At 69.1% G+C, this 16057-nt stretch carries 15 protein-coding genes; 13 read left to right on the top strand and 2 right to left on the bottom strand.

The features are described from left to right. The first annotated feature begins 67 nt into the window (after window positions 1–67). From ABD830_RS20355 to araA, 10 genes are all read left to right on the top strand, one after another. Complete coding sequence (locus ABD830_RS20355) at window positions 68–1594, top strand: sugar ABC transporter ATP-binding protein (RefSeq protein ID WP_344989447.1); 1527 nt, start codon at window positions 68–70, stop codon at window positions 1592–1594. After that, window positions 1591–2604 carry an ABC transporter permease gene (locus tag ABD830_RS20350; protein ID WP_344989445.1) on the top strand — a complete coding sequence of 338 codons (1014 nt, stop codon included), beginning with the start codon at window positions 1591–1593 and terminating at the stop codon, window positions 2602–2604. The genes ABD830_RS20355 and ABD830_RS20350 overlap by 4 nt, the downstream gene beginning before the upstream one ends. Then, a complete protein-coding gene (gene yjfF, locus ABD830_RS20345; RefSeq protein WP_344989443.1) occupies window positions 2601–3584 on the top strand; it encodes a galactofuranose ABC transporter, permease protein YjfF in 984 nt (327 codons plus the stop codon). The genes ABD830_RS20350 and yjfF overlap by 4 nt, the downstream gene beginning before the upstream one ends. Window positions 3585–3776: 192 nt before the next feature. Continuing rightward, entirely contained in the window at window positions 3777–4886 is a 1110-nt protein-coding gene (gene chvE / locus ABD830_RS20340; protein WP_344989441.1) for a multiple monosaccharide ABC transporter substrate-binding protein, read from the top strand. A gap of 58 nt (window positions 4887–4944) precedes the next feature. After that, window positions 4945–6474: a multiple monosaccharide ABC transporter ATP-binding protein gene (mmsA, locus tag ABD830_RS20335; RefSeq protein WP_344989439.1), complete on the top strand. Its 1530-nt coding sequence runs from the start codon at window positions 4945–4947 to the stop codon at window positions 6472–6474. Beyond that, window positions 6474–7733 carry a multiple monosaccharide ABC transporter permease gene (gene mmsB, locus ABD830_RS20330; RefSeq protein WP_344989436.1) on the top strand — a complete coding sequence of 420 codons (1260 nt, stop codon included), beginning with the start codon at window positions 6474–6476 and terminating at the stop codon, window positions 7731–7733. Before mmsA ends, mmsB begins: the two co-directional genes overlap by 1 nt. Window positions 7734–7796: 63 nt before the next feature. Continuing rightward, a complete protein-coding gene (locus tag ABD830_RS20325; RefSeq protein ID WP_344992934.1) occupies window positions 7797–8783 on the top strand; it encodes a LacI family DNA-binding transcriptional regulator in 987 nt (328 codons plus the stop codon). Window positions 8784–8835: 52 nt separating this feature from the next. Next, window positions 8836–10458 (top strand): ribulokinase, encoded by a 1623-nt coding sequence (gene araB / locus ABD830_RS20320; RefSeq protein ID WP_344992932.1) that lies wholly within the window; start codon window positions 8836–8838, stop codon window positions 10456–10458. Beyond that, the gene (locus tag ABD830_RS20315; RefSeq protein WP_344989433.1) at window positions 10455–11108 is read left to right on the top strand and encodes an L-ribulose-5-phosphate 4-epimerase; all 654 of its coding nucleotides are present in this window, start codon (window positions 10455–10457) and stop codon (window positions 11106–11108) included. Before araB ends, ABD830_RS20315 begins: the two co-directional genes overlap by 4 nt. Then, window positions 11105–12559 carry an L-arabinose isomerase gene (araA, locus tag ABD830_RS20310; protein WP_344989431.1) on the top strand — a complete coding sequence of 485 codons (1455 nt, stop codon included), beginning with the start codon at window positions 11105–11107 and terminating at the stop codon, window positions 12557–12559. The genes ABD830_RS20315 and araA overlap by 4 nt, the downstream gene beginning before the upstream one ends. On the opposite strand, the gene ABD830_RS20305 is transcribed toward araA, so the two are convergent. Beyond that, a complete protein-coding gene (locus ABD830_RS20305; protein WP_344989428.1) occupies window positions 12556–12900 on the bottom strand; it encodes a PLD nuclease N-terminal domain-containing protein in 345 nt (114 codons plus the stop codon). The two genes, araA and ABD830_RS20305, sit on opposite strands and share 4 nt — an antisense overlap. A gap of 73 nt (window positions 12901–12973) precedes the next feature. Between ABD830_RS20305 and ABD830_RS20300 the strand changes: the two genes are divergently transcribed. From ABD830_RS20300 to ABD830_RS20290, 3 genes are all read left to right on the top strand, one after another. Further along, window positions 12974–14188, top strand: coding sequence for an FAD-binding protein (locus tag ABD830_RS20300; RefSeq protein ID WP_344989425.1), 1215 nt, complete (start codon window positions 12974–12976; stop codon window positions 14186–14188). Window positions 14189–14278: 90 nt separating this feature from the next. Further along, window positions 14279–15055 carry an LLM class flavin-dependent oxidoreductase gene (locus ABD830_RS20295; protein WP_344989423.1) on the top strand — a complete coding sequence of 259 codons (777 nt, stop codon included), beginning with the start codon at window positions 14279–14281 and terminating at the stop codon, window positions 15053–15055. 36 nt (window positions 15056–15091) lie between these two features. Next, window positions 15092–15484: a DUF3224 domain-containing protein gene (locus ABD830_RS20290; RefSeq protein ID WP_344989420.1), complete on the top strand. Its 393-nt coding sequence runs from the start codon at window positions 15092–15094 to the stop codon at window positions 15482–15484. Here the strand turns inward: ABD830_RS20290 and ABD830_RS20285 are convergent. Continuing rightward, window positions 15460–15900, bottom strand: coding sequence for a hypothetical protein (locus ABD830_RS20285; protein ID WP_344989416.1), 441 nt, complete (start codon window positions 15898–15900; stop codon window positions 15460–15462). The genes ABD830_RS20290 and ABD830_RS20285 overlap by 25 nt on opposite strands. Window positions 15901–16057: the final 157 nt, after the last annotated feature.

The following is a 16057-nucleotide window of genomic DNA, read 5'->3' as shown; positions in this document are numbered from 1 at the left end:
TTCGGCCGGGGTCTTTCGGGGACCTCCATCGGCCGGGGTGCGGGGCGCGCGGCGGACCCGACACAACATGGAAAGGGACGAAATGGCCACACCCGCGCCGGTCCTGACGATGAGCGGGATCGGCAAGCAGTTCCCTGGCGTGAAAGCCCTGGACGGCGTCGACCTCAGACTGCTGCCCGGCGAGGTGCACGCGCTCATGGGAGAGAACGGCGCGGGCAAGTCCACCCTGATCAAGGTGCTCACCGGCGTCCATCCCGCCGACGCGGGCACCATCGAGCTGGGCGGCACGCCCGTGGCGTTCGGCAGCCCGCTGGAGGCGCAGCAGGCCGGCATCAGCACGGTCTACCAGGAGGTCAACCTCTGCACGAACCTCTCGGTGGCCGAGAACATCTTCATCGGCCGCGAGCCCCGCCGCGCAGGCCGCATCGACTGGAAGCGGATGCGGGCCAGGGCCGGCGAGCTGCTGGCCCGGCTGGAGCTGAGCCTGGACGTGTCCGCGCCGCTGTCGGCGTACTCGCTGGCCATCCAGCAGATGGTGGCCATCGCGCGGGCGATCGACATCGAGGCGAGGGTGCTGATCCTGGACGAGCCGACCTCCAGCCTGGACGCGGACGAGGTCGAGCAGCTCTTCCGGGTGATGAGGAGGCTGAAGGAGGAGGGCATCGCCATCCTCTTCGTCTCCCACTTCCTCGACCAGATCTACGAGATCTCGGACCGCATGACGATCCTCAGGAACGGCAGGCTCGTCGGCGAATATCTCACCAGGCAGCTCCCGCAGGTCGAACTGGTCGCCAAGATGATCGGCCAGGAGCTGGCCGCGCTGGAGCGGCTGCACGGCGAGGCCAAGGTCTTCGACCGGCCGCTGGTCGAGGCGCGGGAGCTGGGCCGGCCGGGCGCCATCGAGCCGTTCACGCTCACGATCCACGAGGGCGAGGTCGTGGGCCTGGCGGGGCTGCTCGGCTCCGGACGTACGGAGATCGCGCGGCTGCTGTTCGGCGCGGACCACGCGGGCACGGGCGAGATCGCGGTCGGCGGGTCACCGGTGTCGTTGCGCACGCCGCGCGCGGCCATGAACCACAAGATCGCGTTCTGCTCCGAGAACCGCAAGGCCGACGGGCTCATCCCCGACCTCACCGTGCGCGAGAACATCATCCTCGCCCTCCAGGCCACCAGGGGCTGGACCAGGCCGGTGCCGCGCGAGCAGCAGGACGAGCTGGTCGGCGGGTACATCAAGGCACTGAAGATCAGCCCGCCCAACCCGGAGCACCTCGTACGGAACCTCAGCGGCGGCAACCAGCAGAAGGTCGTGCTGGCCAGATGGCTCATCCTGGAGCCCAGGCTGCTCATCCTGGACGAGCCCACCCGGGGCATCGACGTGGGGGCCAAGACCGAGATCCAGCGGCTGGTGGCCGAGCTCTCCGACGGCGGCATGGCGGTGCTGTTCATCTCCGCCGAGCTGGAGGAGGTGCTGCGGCTCAGCCACAAGGTCGAGGTGCTGCGCGACCGGCGCCTGGTGGCCGAGCTGCCCAACGACGACTCCCTGACGACGGACGTGCTCATGGAAACGATCGCAAGCGGAGGCCGGGCCTCATGAGACGGCTGCTCTGGCCGGTGGTGGTCCTCGCGCTGCTGCTGGTCCTGAACGTGTTCTTCACGCATGGCTTCTTCTCGATCCAGGTCAGGGACGGCCACCTGTACGGCAGCCTGATCGACATCCTCAGGTTCGGCGCGCCGCTGATCCTGGTCTCGCTCGGCATGACGCTGGTCATCGCCACCGGCGGCATCGACCTGTCGGTCGGCTCGGTGGTCGCGATCTCGGGAGCGCTGGCGTGCCTGCAGATCAGCCAGGACGCGAGCGTGTTCACCGCCGTGGCGGCGGCCCTCGGGCTCTGCCTGGTGCTCGGGGCCTGGAACGGGTTCCTGGTCGCGACTGTCGGGATTCAGCCGATCATCGCCACGCTCATCCTCATGGTGGGCGGGCGCGGCCTGGCCCAGCTCATCACCGACGGGCAGATCATCACCGTCAACAGCCCGGCGTACAAGCTGATCGGCGGTGGCTACTGGCTGACCGTCCCGTTCGGCATCCTCATCGTGATCGCCGTGCTGGCGATCACCGCGTTCCTCACCCGGCGGCTGGCGCTCGGCATGCTGATCGAGTCGGTCGGCGGCAACGCCGAGGCGAGCAGGCTGGCGGGCATCAGGGCGCGCGGGATCATCATCATGGTGTACGCCTTCGCCGCCCTGTGCGCGGGCGTGGCCGGACTGATGATCAGCTCGAACGTCTCCAGCGCCGACGGCAACAACGCCGGCCTGTGGATCGAGCTGGACGCCATCCTGGCCGTCGTGATCGGCGGCACGTCGCTGTCCGGCGGCCGGTTCTCGCTCGGCGGTACCGTGCTGGGCGCGCTGATCATCCAGACGCTGACCACCACGATCTACTCGATCGGCGTTCCGCCGGAGACCACGCTGCTGTTCAAGGCACTGGTCGTGACGGCGGTCTGCCTCATCCAGTCCCCGTCCTTCCGCGAGAAGGTCTTCCGCAGACGCGGGCGGGCGGCGCCTTCCAGTCCTGCGGCCGAGGAGAAAGTGCGGATCACCGCATGACCACGCTGACGATGGGGCGGGCGAGCGTGCCCGCCAAGTACCTGCCGGTCCTGGTGACCGGGTGCCTGTTCCTGGCCATGTTCGTGGTCGGAGGGATCCGCTACGAGGGGTTCGCCAGCGGCCAGGTGATACTCAACGTCTTCATCGACAACGCCTTCCTGCTGGTGGTGGCGGTCGGGATGACGTTCGTGATCCTGACCGGCGGCATCGACCTGTCGGTGGGGTCGGTGGTGGCGCTGTCCACGATGATCTCGGCCAGCCTCATGAAGGGGCCGGGGTGGCCGCCGTACCTGGTGATCCCGCTGGTGCTGGTCATCGGGGCAGGGCTGGGGCTGGTCATGGGGTACATCGTGCACGCCTTCGACATCCAGCCGTTCATCGTGACGCTGGCGGGCATGTTCCTGGCCAGGGGGCTGTGTTACACGATCGGCACGGACTCGATCCCGATCGAGGACCCCACGTTCACGGCGTTCGCGCAGGCGCGGATCGATCTGTTCGCCGACATGTGGATCTCACCGAGCGTGATCGTCGCCGTGGTGGTCGTGCTGGTGGCGGCGTACGTGCTGCACTACACGCGGCTCGGCCGCGCGGTTTACGCCACCGGCGGGAGCGAGCAGTCGGCGCTGCTGATGGGGCTGCCCGTGGGACGGACGAAGATCGCGGTCTACACGATCAGCGGGTTCTGCTCGGCGCTCGGTGGCGTGCTGCTGTCGTTCTACATGCTCTCCGGTTACGGGCTGCACGCCGTGGGCATGGAGCTGGACGCCATCGCGGCGGTCGTCATCGGCGGTACGCTGCTCACCGGCGGCAGCGGCTTCCTGCTCGGCACCGTGCTCGGGGTGCTCGTGCTCGGCCTGATCCAGACGATCATCAGTTTCGAGGGCACTCTGTCGTCATGGTGGACCAAGATCTTCATCGGAATGTTGCTTTTCGTCTTCATCTTGCTGCAGCGCCTGTTCTCCGCCCGATCCCGGCGCTGACCTGCGGTGAAAGTTACCCGAAAGTTTCCGGTAGGTTATGCGCGCCCGTTGACACGAGCGTTGTTAGCGATAACAATCGGCGGATAGCGAATGAGAATCTTATTCTGATTCGTCACGCTCTGTGATCGAATCTCGCTCTACCGGCAGCTGCCGCGTCCAGCGCTGCCGCGACCCCCATCGCAAGGAGATGACATGAGGTTGGGACGAATCGGGGGCGTGGTGTCCGTCATCGCGCTCGCCGCGACGATGACGGCCTGCGGCTCGAGCACCAAGACCGTCGACGCGAAGGCCTCCTCCTCGGCCGCCGCCGGTAACGCGGGCGCCATGATCGGCGTCACCATGCCGACGAAGTCGTCGGAGCGCTGGATCCACGACGGCGACAACGTGAAGCAGCAGCTGGAGAAGCTGGGCTACAAGGTCGACCTGCAGTATGCGGAGAACGACATCCCGACGCAGGCCAACCAGATCGAGAACCAGATCACCAAGGGCGCCAAGCTCCTCATCATCGCCTCGATCGACGGCACCGCCATCACCTCGCAGCTGCAGCAGGCCGCCGACAACAAGATCCCGGTCATCGCCTATGACCGCCTGATCCGCAACAGCCCGAACGTCGACTACTACGCCACGTTCGACAACTTCAAGGTCGGCGTGCAGCAGGCGACCTCGCTGCTCAAGGGCCTCGGCGTCGAGGACGGCAAGAAGGGCCCGTTCAACGTCGAGTTGTTCGCCGGCTCGCCCGACGACAACAACGCCACGTTCTTCTGGAACGGCGCCATGTCGGTGCTCAAGCCGAAGATCGACGACGGCACCCTCAAGGTCGCGAGCGGCCAGACCGACTTCAAGCAGGCCGCCATCCTGCGGTGGGACCCCGCCACGGCGCAGAAGCGCATGGAGGACATCCTCACCAAGACCTACACCGGCGGCAAGAAGGTCGACGGCGTGCTCTCCCCGTACGACGGCCTGTCCATCGGCATCCTCTCGGCGCTGAAGAGCTCCGGCTACGGCAAGCCGTACCCGATCGTGACCGGCCAGGACGCCGAGCTCCAGTCGGTGAAGTCGATCATCGCTGACGAGCAGTACTCCACCATCTTCAAGGACACCCGCAAGCTCGCCGAGCAGACCGTGAAGATGGCCGACTCCGTGCTCAAGGGCCAGAAGCCCGAGGTCAACAACGAGAAGGACTACGACAACGGCAACAAGGTCGTCCCGTCGTACCTGCTCGACCCGGTGATCGTGGACAAGAGCAACTACAAGGAAATCATCATCGGCAGCAACTACTACACCGAGGACCAGCTCAAGTAAGGGCCGAGCCCCGGGGACCCCACCAGTCCCCGGGGCTTCCTCTCTGAGCGAGGGAAATATGACCGAGCACATCTTGCGGATGAGCGGCATCACCAAGACCTTCCCCGGTGTCAAGGCGCTGGAGAACGTCAACCTGTCCGTCCGGCGGGGCGAGATCCACGCCATCTGCGGAGAGAACGGCGCCGGCAAGTCGACGCTGATGAAGGTGCTCTCCGGGGTCTACCCGCACGGCGAGTACGAGGGCGAGATCACCTTCGAGGGCAGGACGGTCGAGTTCGGCGGCATCCGCGACAGCGAGCACGCCGGGATCGTCATCATCCACCAGGAGCTTGCGCTCAGCCCGCAGCTGTCGATCGCGGAGAACATCTTCCTCGGCAACGAGCGCGCCAAGCGTGGCTTCATCGACTGGAACCGCACCAACTACGAGGCCGGCGAGCTGATGAAGCGGGTCGGCCTGCGCGAGAACCCGACGACGCCGATCGCCGACATCGGCGTGGGCAAGCAGCAGCTCGTCGAGATCGCCAAGGCGCTGTCGAAGGAGGTGCGGCTGCTCATCCTCGACGAGCCGACCGCCGCGCTCAACGACGACGACTCGGCCCACCTGCTCGACCTGCTGCGGGGACTGCGGGACGAGGGCATCACCTGCGTGATCATCTCCCACAAGCTGAACGAGGTCACCGCGATCGCCGACTCCGTCACGATCATCCGCGACGGGCAGACGATCGAGACGCTCAACATGGCGACCGACAACGTCACCGAGGACCGCATCATCTCCGGCATGGTCGGCCGCGCGCTGGACAACCGCTTCCCGCCGCACGAGCCGACGATCGGCGACGAGGCGCTGCGCATCGAGGACTGGACGGTCTACAGCCCCAGCCAGCCCGGCAGGAAGGTGGTCGACGGCGCCGCGCTCTCGCTGCGCCGCGGCGAGATCGTCGGCCTCGCGGGCCTGATGGGCGCCGGGCGCACCGAGCTGGCGATGAGCCTGTTCGGCCGCACGTACGGGGTGCACATCTCGGGCAAGATCTTCAAAGATGGCAAGCCGATCGAGATCCGCAACGTGCAGGACGCGATCCAGCACGGCATCGCCTACGCCACCGAGGACCGCAAGAGGTACGGCCTCAACCTCATCGAGGACATCAAGCGCAACATCTCGGCGGCCGGCCTCGCCGGACTGTCCAAGAACGGCTGGGTCAACGAGAACGAGGAGTACAAGGTCGCGGAGCAGTTCCACAAGAGCATGAACATCAAGGCGCCCAGCGTCAACAGCGTCGTCGGCAAGCTGAGCGGCGGCAACCAGCAGAAGGTCGTGCTCTCCAAGTGGATCCTGACCGAGCCTGACGTGCTCATCCTCGACGAGCCCACCAGAGGCATCGACGTCGGGGCGAAGTACGAGATCTACACGATCATCAACCGCCTGGCCGACCAGGGTAAGGCCGTGCTCGTGATCTCCTCTGAGCTGCCCGAGCTGCTCGGCCTGTGCGACCGCATCTACACCCTTTCCGAGGGCCGCATCACCGGTGAGGTGCCGCGCCAGGAGGCCACCCAGGAAAACCTCATGTACTTGATGACCAAGGGACAGAAATAATGAGTAGCATCACGCCCACCAACATAGAGGTTGGGGCCCAGGGCGACGGGGGAGCGCCACGGCAGCCGGGCAGGGTGTCGCTCGGCGGTCTGTCGCTCAACCTGCGATCCAGCGGCATCTACATCGCCTTCGCGCTGATCATCGCGCTGTTCACGGTGCTGACCGACGGCGCGATGCTGGAGCCGCAGAACATCTCCAACATCATCGTCCAGAACTCCTACGTCCTGATCCTCGCGATCGGGATGATCCTGATCATCATCGCCGGGCACATCGACCTGTCGGTCGGCTCGGTGGTGGCGGTCACGGGAGCGCTGGCCGCGGTGCTCATGGTGAACATGCACTGGCCGTGGCCGCTGGCCCTGCTGGTCACGGTGGTCGCCGGGGCGGTGATCGGGGCCTGGCAGGGGTACTGGATCGCGTACTTCGGCATCCCGGCGTTCATCGTGACGCTGGCGGGCATGCTGCTGTTCCGGGCGCTGACCCTGACCGTGCTGGGCAACCAGGGCATCGGCCCGTTCCCCGACCAGGTCCGCACGCTGGCCAACGGCTTCACCAACGGCTACCTCGGCAACATCGGTCTCGGCCCGCTCGGCGGCGCCGACCTGTTCAGCCTGCTGATCGGCATCGTGGCCATCGCCGGCATGGCAGCCAGCCAGTGGCGCACCCGCAACGCCCGCCGCGGCTACGGCCAGGCGGTCGAGCCGATGGCGCTGTTCGTGCTGAAGCTGGCGGCCGGGGCCGCGCTGATCCTCTTCCTGGTCGTGCAGCTCGCCCGCTTCAAGAACCTCCCGTGGGTGCTGGTGCTGCTCGCCATCCTGGTGCTGGCGTACTCGCTGATGGCCAACCGCACGGTCTTCGGCCGGCAGATCTACGCCATCGGCGGCAACCTCCAGGCGGCCGTCATGTCCGGCGTGAAGGTCAAGTCGGTGGTCTTCTGGATCTTCGTGAACATGGGCGTGCTGTCGGCCATCGCCGGCATCATCTTCGCCGGCCGGCTCAACCAGGCGGGTCCCACCGCGGGTAACAGCTTCGAGCTGGACGCCATCGCGGCGGCCTTCATCGGCGGCGCGGCCGTCCAGGGCGGTGTCGGCAAGGTGGTCGGCGCGATCACCGGCGGTCTGATCATGGCGGTCATCAACAACGGCATGTCCCTGATCGGCTCCCCGAGCGAGCGGGTCATGCTCGTCAAGGGCGCCGTGCTCCTGGCGGCCGTCGCGTTCGATGTCTGGACGAAGCGTAGGGCGGGTGCTTCGCGTTAGTAAGATCCCCTGAGCCCAGCGAAAGGAGAGACCGTGACGACCCCCAAGCGCCGCCTGCCGGTCATGGCCGACGTGGCCAAGGAGGCGGGCGTGTCGCACCAGACGGTCTCCCGGGTGCTGAACGACCACCCGAACGTCCGGCCCGACACCCGGGCCCGGGTGGAGGAGGCGATCACCCGGCTGGGCTACCGACGTAACCTGGTCGCCCGCGCCCTGGTCACCAAGCGGTCGCGGACGCTCGGCGTGGTGAGTTTCGACACCACGCTGTACGGCCCGGCCAGCACGATCTACGGCATCGAGCAGGCGGCCAGGACCGCGGGCTACTTCATCAGCATCGTCAGCCTCAAGTCGATCGACGCGGCGAACGTGCGCGACGCCATCGAGTACCTCGCCGAGCAGGGCGTGGACGGGGTCGTGGTGGTCGCGCCGCAGCGCTCGGCCGGGCGCGCCCTGGAGAACCTGCCGCCGGGCATGCCGGCGGTGGCGGTCGAGGGCACGCACAGCGCCGACGTGTCGGTGGTCTGCATCGACCAGGTCCAGGGCGCCAGGCTCGCCACCCGCCACCTGCTGGAGCTGGGCCACGAGACCGTGTGGCACGTCAGCGGCCCGCCCGACTGGCTGGAGACCGAGGGCCGGATGGAGGGCTGGCGCGCCGCCCTGAGGGAGGCGGGCCGCCCGGTGCCCGAGCCGCTGGCCGGCGACTGGAGCCCCCGCGCGGGCTACGAGGCGGGCAAGAGCCTGGCCGCGATGGAGGGCGTCACGGCCGTGTTCGCGGGCAACGACCAGATGGCGCTCGGCGTGCTGCGGGCGCTCAGCGAGGCGGGCGTGCGGGTGCCCGACCAGATCAGCGTGGTGGGCTTCGACGACATCCCCGAGTCGGAGTTCTTCTCGCCGCCGCTCACCACGGTCAGGCAGGACTTCGACATGGTGGGCAGGCACTGCATCGAGGTGCTGCTGCGGCAGATCGACGTGGGGCCGACCGCGTACGAGCGTCTGGTCGTGCCGCCCAGCTTCGTCGTGCGGTCGAGCACAGCGGCGGCTCGTAGGTGATGATTGGCATGGAAGTAACCCCCGGGAGTGAAATGTGAACGCTAACAGTTACGTGGTCGGAGTCGACTTCGGCACGCTCTCAGGGCGTGCCGTCGTCGTCCGCGTCAGCGATGGCGCGGAGCTCGGCAGCGCGGTGCACGAGTACGCCCACCGCGTGATCGAGCACAGCCTGCCCGGCTCCGGCAAGAGACTGGGACCGGACTGGGCGCTGCAGTCGCCGCAGGACTGGATCGACGTGCTGAAGATCGCCGTGCCCCAGGCGATCGCCGCCGCGGGAGTCGCGCCCGAGGACGTCATCGGCGTCGGCACCGACTTCACCGCCTGCACCGTGCTGCCCACCACGGCCGACGGCACGCCGCTCTGCTTCGAGACGCCCGACGAGCCGCACGCCTGGCCGAAGCTGTGGAAGCACCACGCCGCGCAGCCGCACGCCGACCGGATCAACGAGCTGGCCGCGCGCCGGGGGGAGAGCTGGCTGCCGCGCTACGGCGGCAAGATCTCCTCGGAGTGGGAGTTCGCCAAGGGCCTGCAGGTCCTGGAGGAGGCCCCCGAGGTGTACGCCAGGGCCGAGCGCTGGATCGAGGCGGCCGACTGGATCATCTGGCAGCTCACCGGCGTGGAGAGCCGCAACATCTGCACGGTCGGCTACAAGGGGATCTTCCAGGACGGCGGCTACCCGTCCGAGGAGTACCTCGCCGAGCTCAACCCCGGCTTCGCCGGCTTCGCGAGCAAGCTCGCCACCGGACAGGTCGGCGAGAAGGTCAACGGCACGACGCTGGCCCCGCTCGGCGGTCTCGCCGGCCGCGTGACCGCGCAGGCGTCCGAGTGGACCGGCATCCCCGAGGGCGCCGCCGTGGCCGTCGGCAACGTGGACGCCCACGTCACCGCGGCCGCCGCCGACGCCGTCAGGCCCGGCCAGATGGTGGCCATCATGGGCACCTCCACCTGCCACATCATGCCCAGCGACCGGCTCGCCGAGGTGCCCGGCATGTGCGGCGTCGTACGCGACGGCATCGTGCCCGGCCTGTGGGGCTACGAGGCCGGCCAGTCGGCGGTCGGCGACATCTTCGCCTGGTTCGTCGACAACTTCGGCGGCGAGCTGGATCACGAGCGCCTGACCGCGCTGGCCGAGAAGCAGGCCGTCGGCGAGCACGGCCTGGTCGCGCTCGACTGGTTCGGCGGCAACCGCTCGGTGCTCGTGGACCACAACCTCTCCGGCGTGATCATCGGCCAGACCCTGGCCACCAAGCCCGAGGACGTCTACCGGGCGCTCATCGAGTCCACCGCGTTCGGCGCCCGGATGATCGTGGAGACGTTCGAGCAGTCGGGCGTGCCGGTCGAGGAGTTCGTGGTCGCCGGCGGCCTGCTGAAGAACCGCTTCCTCATGCAGGTCTACGCCGACGTGCTGCGCCGCCCGCTGTCGGTCATCGGCTCCGACCAGGGGCCCGCGCTCGGCTCGGCCATCCACGCGGCCGTCGCCGCCGGCGCCTACCCGGGCATCGAGGAGGCCGCGGCGGCGATGGGCAAGCGCACCGAGGCCGCGTACGTGCCCGACGAGGCCAGCGCCGACGCCTACGACCGGCTCTACGCCGAGTACCGCAGGCTCCACGACTTCTTCGGAGACGGAAAGATGCTGCACACCCTCCGCGCGATCAGGAACGAGGCCCAGGCATGAGCGTAAGGAAGATCGTCGCCGACCTCCATGCCGAGCTGGTCCGTTACAACCTGGTCGTCTGGACGGCGGGCAACGTGTCGGGGCGGATCCCGGGCGAGGACCTGTTCGTGATCAAGCCGTCCGGCGTCTCCTACGACGAGCTGACGCCGGAGAACATGGTGGTGTGCGACCTCGACGGCAACCTCGTGGAGGGCGAGCACGCGCCGTCCAGCGACACCGCCGCGCACGCGTACGTCTACCGCAACATGCCCGACGTCGGCGGTGTCGTGCACACCCACTCCACCTACGCCTCGGCCTGGGCCGCGCGCGGTGAGGCCATCCCGTGCGTGCTGACCGCCATGGCGGACGAGTTCGGCGGCGAGATCCCGGTCGGCCCGTTCGCGCTGATCGGCGACGACTCGATCGGCCAGGGCATCGTCGAGACGCTCAAGGGCCACCGCTCCAAGGCCGTCCTCATGCAGAACCACGGCGTGTTCAGCATCGGCAAGGACGCGAAGGCGGCGGTGAAGGCCGCCGTGATGTGCGAGGACGTGGCCCGTACCGTCCACGTGGCCAGGCAGCTCGGTGAGCCGCTGCCCATCCCGCAGGACGACATCGACCGCCTGTACGACCGCTATCAGAACGTCTACGGACAGAGGAGCCCGCGTTGAAGATCTGGTTTCTGACCGGCAGCCAGGGGCTGTACGGCGAGGACACGTTGCGCCAGGTGGCCGAGCAGTCCCAGCGGATCGCCGAGCAGCTCCCCGTGACCGTGGAGTGGAAGCCGGTGCTCACCGACGCCGCGGCGATCAGGCGGCTGATGCTGGAGGCCAACGCCGACGACGAGTGCGCCGGCGTGATCGCGTGGATGCACACGTTCTCCCCCGCCAAGATGTGGATCGCGGGGCTCGACGCGCTGCGCAAGCCGCTGCTGCACCTGCACACGCAGGCCAACGTGGAGCTCCCGTGGAGCTCCATCGACATGGACTTCATGAACCTCAACCAGGCCGCGCACGGCGACCGCGAGTTCGGGTTCGTGCAGACCCGCCTGGGCGTGCCGCGCAAGACCGTGGCCGGGCACGTCTCGGACCCGGTGGTGGGCGAGCGCATCCTGGCCTGGGAGCGCGCGGCCAAGGGCCTGGCCGAGGTCCGCACGCTGAAGCTGGCCCGCTTCGGCGACAACATGCGCGACGTGGCGGTCACCGAGGGCGACAAGGTCGAGGCGCAGCTCCGCTTCGGCGTCTCGGTGAACACGTACGGCGTGAACGACCTGGTCGAGGCCGTGGACGCGGCGTCCGACGCGGACGTGACGGCGCTGGTCAAGGAGTACGCGGAGCAGTACACCGTCGCGCCCGAGCTGCTCGGCGAGCGCAACGAGTCGTTGCGCTACGCGGCCAGGATCGAGCTGGGCCTGCGCGGCTTCCTCGAGGCGGGCGGCTTCAAGGCGTTCACCACGAACTTCGAGGACCTCGGCGGCCTGCGCCAGCTCCCCGGCCTGGCCGTGCAGCGGCTCATGGCCGACGGGTACGGCTTCGGCGGCGAGGGCGACTGGAAGACCTCGGTGCTGCTGCGCACGCTCAAGGCCATGACGCCGGGCGGCACGTCGTTCATGGAGGACTACACCTACGACCTGACGCCCGGCCAGGAGCTCATCCTGGGCGCGCACATGCTCGAGGTCTGCCCCTCGATCGCCTCCGGCACGCCGTCGTGCGAGATCCACCCGCTGGGCATCGGCAACAGGGAGGACCCGGTCCGGCTGGTGTTCGACGCCGAGCCCGGCCCCGGCATCGTGGTGGGCCTGGCCGACATGGGCGACAGGTTCCGGCTGGTGGCCAACGAGATCGACCTCGTGGCGCCGCCCCAGCCGCTGCCCAAGCTGCCGGTCGCCCGCGCGGTCTGGACCCCCCGGCCCAACTTCCGGACGTCCACGGAGTCGTGGCTCACGGCGGGCGCGCCGCACCACACGGTGCTGTCCACGGCCGTCGGCCGCGAGGAGCTGACCGACCTGGCCGACATGCTCGGCGTGGAGCTGGTGGTCATCGACGCCGACACGACGACCGAGCGCTTCGCCAAGGAGCTGCGCTGGAACCAGGCGTACTACCGCCTGGCCCAGGGCTTCTAGCTCTCGGGAGGCTTCTTCGGTGCGTTCCTGCGCTGCTCCTCGGCGCGCTCGCGGCAGCGGCGCAGGAACTCCTCGTCGTCATCGGGGTTGGTGGCGGCGAAGCGGCCGGGACGGTCGTACTCGGGGAACGCGCTCGGCTGCGTCACCGACTGCGCCCGCTCCGGGCGCCCGGCCACCAGCCAGGCGACGGAGCCGATCAGTGGGAAGATCAGCACGATGACCACCCAGGCGATCTTCGGCAGGTTCCTGCAGAGCACGTCGGGCGTGGTGATCACGTCGAAAAGGCAGTAGAGCCAGAGCACGAGCGTGACGAGGCTGATGGCCTCGGACAGGTAGAGCACGGCGCACCTCCGTCAGCGGCACTCGAAACTAGCGGCACCCGGCCGAGGCTGACAAGGTGGGCTATGGGAAGGTATGGCCGTGACGCTGACCAATTGGGCGGGAAACACCGCATTTCGGGCGCAAGATGTCCACCATCCGACCTCGCTCGACGAGCTCCAGCGGCTCGTCGCGGCCGGTTCCCGCGTGCGGGCGCTGGGCAGCGGTCACTCGTTCAACGACGTCGCGGACACGACCGGTGACCTCGTGGTGCTCGACCGGATGCCGGACACGGTGGAGATCGACAGCGCGGCGGCCAAGGTGCGGGTGCCCGCGCGCATGACGTACGCGCGGCTCGCCCCGCTGGTGCACGAGGCCGGTTTCGCGCTGGCGAACCTGGCCTCGCTGCCGCACATCTCCGTGGCGGGCTCGGTCGCGACGGGCACGCACGGCTCCGGTGACGCCGTGCCCAGCCTGGCCGCCGCCGTGTCCTCGCTCGACCTCGTCACCGCCGACGGCTCGGTGCTGACGCTCTCCCGCGGCGACGCCGACTTCCCCGGCGCGGTGGTGGCGCTCGGCGCGCTCGGCATCGTCACCTCGGTGACCCTCGACCTGGTGCCCGCCTTCGAGGTGCGCCAGTACGTACGCGAGGGCCTGTCCGTGGACGCGCTGGCCGACTTCGACGAGATCATGGCCGGCGGCTACAGCGTCAGCCTCTTCACCGACTGGCGCGACACCCGCGTCTGGCTGAAGCGCACGGAGGAGCTGACCAGCCCCGACTGGTACGGCACCACCCCGGCCGACGGCCCCCGCCACCCGCTGCCCGGCATGCCCGCCGAGAGCTGCACGGTCCAGCTCGGCGTGCCGGGTCCGTGGTACGAGCGGCTGCCGCACTTCCGGCACGACGCCGAGCCGAGCGGCGCGGGCGACGAGCTGCAGTCGGAGCTCATCGTGCCCAGGGAGCACGCGGTCAAGGCGCTGCGCGAGCTGTACGCGATCGGCGATCGGATCCGGCCCGTCCTGCACATCTCGGAAGTGCGCTCGATCGCGGCCGACGACCTCTGGCTCAGCCCGTTCCACGGCCGCGACAGCGTGGGCATCCACTTCACCTGGGTGAGGGACGTCGCCGGGGTGCTGCCGGTGCTGAAGCTGGTGGAGGAGACGCTGGCGCCGTTCGAGCCACGGCCGCACTGGGGCAAGCTGTTCACCCGGTGGCCCGCCTGCCCCGACCGCTTCCGCTCCCTGGCCCGGCGGCTCGACCCCCAGGGCAAGTTCGCCAACGACTTCACGCGGATACTGCTGGGGGAGTAGCCTCCCGCGCGGCCTTGCGCCCCCGGGTGTAGTGGGCCACCGGCCCGGCGGACGATGTGCCCGGCCCGCGCGTCGGAGATCGTTGGTGGCATGACCACTCACCCGTTCAGGTTCGGCGCGGTCGCCGGACATGCCACCGACGCCGCCGCGTGGACCGGCCTGGCCCGCCGGGCGGAGAGCCTCGGCTACTCGACGCTGCTGGTGCCCGACACGCTCCGCACGCTGTCGCCCTTCATCGCCGCCGCCGTCGCCGCGACGGCCACGACGACCCTGCGCGTGGGCACGTTCGTGCTGAGCGCCGCCAACCGCACGCCCGAGACCGTGGCGCGGGAGACCTCCACCCTGCACACGCTCACCGGCGGCCGCTTCGAGCTGGGTCTGGGCGCAGGCCGCCCGGACGCGGAGCAGGACGCCGCGGCGCTCGGCGTGAGGTACGGGACACCGGGCGAGCGCATCGAGCGGCTCTCCGAGACCATCGGCGCCGTCAAGGACGTTCGCGTGCTCGTCGCCGCCTCCGGGACCAGGCTGCTCAGGCTGGCCGCGCAGAAGGCCGACACGGTGGCGCTGGGCGTGCCGCGGCACTACACGGAGGACCAGGTGGCGGCGAAGCTGGACGAGCTGTACGAGCTGGCCGGCGACCGCTTCCACGACCTGGAGCTCAACATGAACCTCGCGGCCGCCGGCGCCGAGCCGCCCTCCTGGCTGTCCGTCACGGCGGGCGGCACCGGGTTCCTGCTGGGGACGGCGGACGAGATGGTGGACGCGCTCCGCCGGCGCAGGGACAGGCTCGGCGTCTCGTACGTGTCGGTGAACGCCCAGTACCTGGACGAGTTCGCCCCGGTGGTGGAGCGGCTCACCGGTACCTGACGGGACCTGACAGGTACGCCCGGCATGATGAGGCACATGTTCGCCAAGGGAACCTTCGACACCGCCGGCTGGGACGCCAAGCCGCCCTTCGAGGAGCGTGACGGCGTCTCACTCGGGCTCGTGACCATGTCCAAGACCTTCCACGGGGACCTGACCGGCACCAGCGTCGTGCATCTGCTGGTGGCCGCGACGGAGGTGGAGGACTCGAAGTCGTACGTGGCGCTGGAGCGCATCGAGGGCACTCTCGACGGCCGCTCGGGGGCCTTCGTCGTGCAGCACAACGCGGTCAGCGACCGCGGGAAGCAGTCGCTGACCGTCTCGGTCGTCCCGGACTCGGGCACCGGGGACCTGCGGGGGCTCAGGGGCGAGATGAACATCCTCATCGGACCCGACGGGGGCCACTCCTACACCTTCGACTTCACCCTCTGAACCGCCACCAGCAGGAGAGCCAGCGCCGCCAGCCCGAACACGACGTGGCTCACGAGGTCGAGCACGGCGGAGGACGGCACCACCGGGTGCGACAGGAACGCGTGCCAGGCGTAGGTCAGCAGCGCCCCACCGGCCAGCGCCATGCGGTGCCTGCCGTCCCATCCCTCGCGCGCCGACCAGGTGAGCGCCAGCCAGCCCATACCCGCCTCGGCCACGACGAGCGAGACGATGGTCACCCAGACCGGCAGCCCGTCGATCACGGTCTGCAGCTCGAACACCGCCCCGGCCAGCAGCGTCGCTCCGAGCACCAGCCACGGCGAGGGCGCCCGCCCGGCGGCGCTCCTGCGCCGCGGCAGCCGGAACGCCGCGACCACGAGCAGGACCACGATCACCACGATCGACACGAGCTGCGGCACGGACGCCAGGAAGTGCCCGTTGCGTGGGGACGAGCAGGACCAGGAAGTACAGGTACGTCAGGGGGAAGTCGCCGAGCAGGAACTCGGCGATCAGCGGGGCGAGCAGGGCGAGCCCCAGGGCCGGGAGGATTCGTCTCATGACTCGATCTTCCGGCGG

This window comes from Nonomuraea helvata, from assembly GCF_039535785.1.
Taxonomy (GTDB): Bacteria; Actinomycetota; Actinomycetes; order Streptosporangiales; family Streptosporangiaceae; genus Nonomuraea; species Nonomuraea helvata.
The sequence above is the reverse complement of the archived record's forward strand: the minus strand, read 5'-3'. Positions and strand labels throughout refer to the sequence as shown.